At 72.1% G+C, this 4,801-nt stretch carries 6 protein-coding genes; 1 reads left to right on the top strand and 5 read right to left on the bottom strand.

Features of this window, described 5'->3' with window-relative positions; all coding sequences use genetic code 11:
* Positions 1-205 precede the first annotated feature (205 nt).
* From SACHA_RS0102300 to SACHA_RS0102290, 3 genes are all read right to left on the bottom strand, one after another.
* Complete coding sequence (locus tag SACHA_RS0102300) at positions 206-526, bottom strand: hypothetical protein (protein WP_019806891.1); 321 nt, start codon at positions 524-526, stop codon at positions 206-208.
* 324 nt (positions 527-850) lie between these two features.
* Entirely contained in the window at positions 851-1,468 is a 618-nt protein-coding gene (locus SACHA_RS0102295; protein WP_019806889.1) for an alpha/beta hydrolase, read from the bottom strand.
* On the bottom strand, positions 1,465-2,439 hold the full coding sequence (locus SACHA_RS0102290) for a ring-cleaving dioxygenase (RefSeq protein WP_019806887.1): 975 nt from the start codon (positions 2,437-2,439) through the stop codon (positions 1,465-1,467). Before SACHA_RS0102290 ends, SACHA_RS0102295 begins: the two co-directional genes overlap by 4 nt.
* A 98-nt stretch (positions 2,440-2,537) precedes the next feature.
* Here SACHA_RS0102290 and SACHA_RS0102285 point away from each other — a divergent pair, with 98 nt between their 5' ends.
* A complete protein-coding gene (locus SACHA_RS0102285) occupies positions 2,538-2,993 on the top strand; it encodes a MarR family winged helix-turn-helix transcriptional regulator (protein ID WP_019806885.1) in 456 nt (151 codons plus the stop codon).
* Positions 2,994-3,117: 124 nt separating this feature from the next.
* Here the strand turns inward: SACHA_RS0102285 and paaE are convergent, their stop codons facing one another.
* Both paaE and paaD read right to left on the bottom strand, forming a co-directional pair.
* A complete protein-coding gene (paaE, locus tag SACHA_RS0102280) occupies positions 3,118-4,203 on the bottom strand; it encodes a 1,2-phenylacetyl-CoA epoxidase subunit PaaE (RefSeq protein WP_019806882.1) in 1,086 nt (361 codons plus the stop codon).
* An 82-nt stretch (positions 4,204-4,285) separates the two neighbouring features.
* Positions 4,286-4,756 carry a 1,2-phenylacetyl-CoA epoxidase subunit PaaD gene (paaD, locus tag SACHA_RS0102275; RefSeq protein WP_028662811.1) on the bottom strand — a complete coding sequence of 157 codons (471 nt, stop codon included), beginning with the start codon at positions 4,754-4,756 and terminating at the stop codon, positions 4,286-4,288.
* Positions 4,757-4,801: the final 45 nt, after the last annotated feature.

Genomic DNA, 4,801 nt, shown 5'->3' with positions numbered 1-4,801 from the left:
CGCGGGGCGGCCCCGGTGGTCGCGTCGTCCCCGACGGCTCCGGCCAGGGGTGGGGCGACCGCGTCGGCGCCGGGCAGTCGCCTGCTGAGGACATAGCTCGTCCGCGCGAGATGGCCCGCGAGTCGTCCCGCGCGCCGCACCAGGGATGTCACGGCCACCGATGCTACTGCGCCGTAGTGCCAACCGGATTTCACCGGTTCGGGTGTCACCTGTCGCGGGGGTCGGACGTCCTCGCGGCGAAGCCCCAGTGTTCGAGTGCACGGCGGATGAACTCCGCCCCGATCCGGTTCGCCGCGGCGACGTTTCCCTCGCCCGCACGCCCCGGGTCACCCGCGGCCGGGGGGCCACCCGGGACACCGTCCGGCCATTCGGGCACCGTACCCTCCTCCGCGACGACCCGGTCGCGCTCGGCCCGCGGGTGTTTCCAGTGGTCCCCGCACCCGGACGGGCACGGCATCTCGATGGTGCGCAATACACCGGACGGTTGCGGCTGCTCCCAGGTCAGCGTGCCCGAACCCGCACACATCGCGCAGTCGTCACTTCGGGACCTGCCCGAGTCCTCCGCAGTTGGCACAGGGGTCCTTCCGGTTGGGTGCGAGCCCGGAGCCGAGGCAACGGGGGCAATTCACCATGTCGTCGAAGTTCATCGTCGGCCGTCCCCAGGGTGTCGGATACCACAGCGACTATAAAGCGCGACACCGTCCCCACGGGCCCGAGTAACGGGCCTTCACCCGTTTGCCCCACCCGGTGGTGCCGTGCAGGACTCCTTCCCTGCGCTGAACGCCGTGAAGGGGGCCCTCGCTGCGTCCAATGCAGGGAAGGGGTCCTTCACGGCAATCCCAGGACGCGCTCAGCCGGCCGGAGTGAGCCAGGACTTCGCGGCGGCGAGGCCGTCGACGGTGATCTGGTGGCCGCCGGTGTGCCAGTGTTCGGCGACCTCGGCGCCCCGGTCGCGCAGCACGGCGACCAGGTCCTGGGCGTGTTGCAGCGGGGCCATCGGATCGTGACGGCCGTTGGCCAGCAGCACGCGTGACCCGGTCAGGTCGGTCCGCGGCGGATCCGGCACCGGCAGCATCGCCGCGAACAGCACCGCCTCACTCAGCACGTCCGGACGCAGCAGCGTCACCGCCCCCGCGATGTTCGCGCCGTTGGAGAACCCGGCCGCCACGAGCCTGCGCCCACCGAGGCCGTAGCGGTCGCGCGCCTCGGTGACGAAGTCGGCGAGCTGCCCCGCCCGGTACACGACGTCGTCGACGTCGAACACCCCTTCGGCCAGGCGGTGGAACCAGCGCGCCGCGCCGTGCTCCGACACCGGCCCCGCGGGTGCCAACATCGGCGACGCGGGGCACAGCTCCCTGCCCAGCGCGATAATGTCCGCGGGGCTGCCCCCGGTGCCGTGCAACAGCAGCAGCACCGGGGCGGTCGGACTGCCCTCCACGTACTCGTGTTCGAGTGCCAGATCGGTCATGCCCGCACCTGCTGTCCGGGGTTGTTCTCGGCGGGCAGGTCCAGCGCGGGCAGCGCGTTCCCGATCCGCTCGCGATCCGGTTCGAGCCACGGCGGCAGCTTGAGCGCCTGCCCCAGCTCCAGCAGAGGTTCGTCGATGGTGAACCCGGGCTGGTCGGTGGCGATCTCCAACAGGGTGCCGCCCGGCTCGCGGAAGTAGATCGACCGGAAGTACTGCCGGTCCATGATCGAGGTGACCTCGATGCCGCGGTCGGTCAGCTCCTCCCGCCAGGCGGCCTGTGTCTGCTCGTCCGGTGCCCGCCAGGCCACGTGGTGCACCGTGCCGTTCGCGACGAGGCCGCGCGGGGCGTCCGGCGTGACCAGCACGTCGACCGTGGCGCCGGGGCCGCCGTCGCCCGCGGTGAACCGGAAGCGGTTGCCGTCCTCGGCGGCGAAGCGCAGGCCCAGACCCTCGGTCAGCATCCCCGCGGTGGCGTCCTCCCGGGTGACCGAGAGGGTCACCGAGTGCAACCCACGGACGGCGTGCTCGCCGGGCACGAGCGGGGTGTCCCACGGGTCCCGCGGATCACCCTGCGGATGCGCGACCAGCGCCAGCTGCAACCCGTCCGGGTCACGGAAGTGGAGGGTGTCCTCGTCGTCGCGGTTGACGACCCTGCTGGTGGGCACATCCGCATCCGCCAGGCGCTGCTTCCACCATCCGATCGAGTGTTCCGGAACGGAGAACGCCGTCGTGGTGGCCTGCCCGGTGCCGACCCGGCCCCGGGGCGCGTCCCGCCACGGGAAGAAGGTGAGCAGGCTCCCCGGCCTGCCGGACTCGTCGCCGTAGTACAGGTGATACGTGCCGGGATCGTCGAAGTTGACGGTGGTCTTCACCAGCCGCAACCCGAGCGTCCGCAGATAGAAGTCGGCGTTGCGCTGCGGGTCGCCACCGATCGCGGTGACGTGGTGCAGTCCGCTGGTCGTGAACGACATGGTTCCTCCTCGCCGCGCGGGTACCTCCCACGCTACTCGGATAAACTCTTGCGAGCAAGAAATATTCCCGCAAGACATGTTCCGGTAGACTGCGACGCGTGGCGACACAGCGTGACGACGACGAACTGGTGACCTGGTGGGGGCTGGTGATCGAGGGATATCTGGCCACACAGGAACGGCTGATGGGTGAGATCGCCGAACGCTTCGGCCTCTCCCCCGCCGAGTTCGACGTGCTGCTCCGGCTCGTGCGCTCGCCGGAGCACCGGATGCCGATGACCCGGCTGGCGCGCGAGGCGGCGCTGTCCAGCGGCGGATTCACCAAGGTGGCCGACCGGCTCACGGCGGCGGGACTCGTCCGCCGAGCACCCAGTGAGCAGGACCGCCGGGTGACCTACGCCTGTCTGACCGACGACGGCGTCGAGGTGGCCGACCGGGCCCGGGAGGCCTGCGCCGGCATCCTCCGCGAGACGGTGCTCGACCCCCTCGGCCACGACAAGGCCGAATCCCTCGCCGAAGCCATGCGCACCCTCCGCCGGGTGAACGCCCGCGACTGACCGCGTGGTCACCCGGGTTGTGCCGTGAGGGGCACTTTCCCTGCGTCGGACGCAGTGAGGGGCACATTCACTGCACCACACGCAGGGAAAGTGCCCCTCACGACAACCCCCGGCGGCCACCCGGTCAGGCGTCGTAGTCCACTGTGACGGTGGGGGTCGTGGGGTGGGACTGGCAGGTGAGGACGTAGCCTGCGGCGAGTTCGTCCTCGTCCAGGGCGAAGTTGCGGAGCATGGTCACCTCGCCCGCGACGAGCCGGGCGCGGCAGGTGCCGCACACCCCGCCCTTGCAGGCGAACGGCAGATCGGGACGCGCACGCTGGGCGCCGTCCAGCACGGCGGTGTCCGGGCCGATGTTCGTCACCGTCGTGCGCCCGTCCAGCGTCACCGTGACCTCGGTCGTGGCGCCCTCCACGGGTGCGTCCCGGTGCCGCACCGGCTCGGGGGGCACGTCGTCGACGAAGAACAACTCCTGATGCACCCGCCGGGGGTCCACCCCCGCCCCGCGCAGCACGTCGCGGGCCCCGGTGACCATCCCGAACGGGCCGCACAGCCACCAGTGGTCGATGTCGGCGGGGGCGGGCAGCAGCCGCAGCAGCGCGGTCAGCTTCTCCGCGTCGAGTCGGCCGCTGAACAGCTCGACCTCGCGGGGCTCGCGGGAGAGGACGTGCACCAGCTCGAACCGGTCCGGGTACCGGTCCTTCAGGTCGGCGAGGTCGTCGGCGAACATCACCGTGTCGCTGCGCCGGTTGCCGTAGAACAGGGTCACCGCCGTCCCCGGCCGGGCGAGCAGGGACGCGGCGATCGACAGGACCGGCGTGATGCCCGAACCCGCGGCCACGAGGACGTGGTGCCCACCGCCGGGGTCGGTGTCCGGGGTGAACGTGCCCGTCGGGGTGCCGACCTCGACCCGGTCGCCCGGCCGCACCCGGTGCACCAGCCACGACGAGAACAGTCCGCCCGGCACCTCCCGCACCCCGATGCGCGGCCGGTCCCCGGCCGGGGCGCAGATCGAGTACGACCGGCGTTCGTCCCGTCCGTCCACCGTGCGCCGCAGCGTCAGTGACTGGCCGGGACGGAAGGCGTAGTCGTCCGCCAGCTCCGGCGGCACGTCGAAGGTCACCGCGACGGCGTCCTCGCACAGCCGCGTCACCCCGGCCACGGTGAGCGTGTGGAACGCGGTCCGGGGCCGTGTCCTCGTCGGTGCCGTCACGGTGTCTCCTCTGCGGCTCGTGTCATCTCGCGGTTCTGGGGAGTCATCTCGCGGTTCTGGAGTGGCGACTCGCGGGGTGGGGTCAGTGGGGACGGACGTGGTCGAAGGGTTCGGTGCAGGTTCGGCAGCGGTGCAGGGAGCGGCAGGCGGTGGAGCCGAACCGGGACAGTTCCTCGGTGTCCGGTGAGCCGCAGCGGGGGCAGGGGACCCGACGGGGCGGCGGGGTGAGGGTGAGCGGGACCGGGCCCTCTCCACGGGCTGCCGGGGTGGGCGGGGCGATACCCGCCCCGGCGAGCTTGCGGTGGCCCGCCTCGGTGATCCAGTCCGTGGTCCACGGCGGGTGCAGGACCGTGCGGACCTCCACCTCGGTGTGCCCCGCCTCGTGCAGGGCGTGCACGAGGTCCGCCCGCATCGTGTCGAGCGCCGGGCAGCCGCTGTACGTCGGCGTGATCTCCACGATGACCGTGGTGCCGTCCGACCGGACGTCGCGCAGGACGCCGAGATCGGCCAGCGTCAGCATCGGCAGCTCCGGGTCAACGACCCGCGCGGCCACCGTCCGGGCGGGCTCGACCCCGCCCGCCGTCGCCGCACCGCCGTC

This window comes from Saccharomonospora halophila 8, assembly GCF_000383775.1.
In the GTDB taxonomy this organism is placed as follows: Bacteria; Actinomycetota; Actinomycetes; order Mycobacteriales; family Pseudonocardiaceae; genus Saccharomonospora; species Saccharomonospora halophila.
Note: the sequence above shows the minus strand (reverse complement) of the source record. Positions and strands in the feature narration are given on the sequence as shown.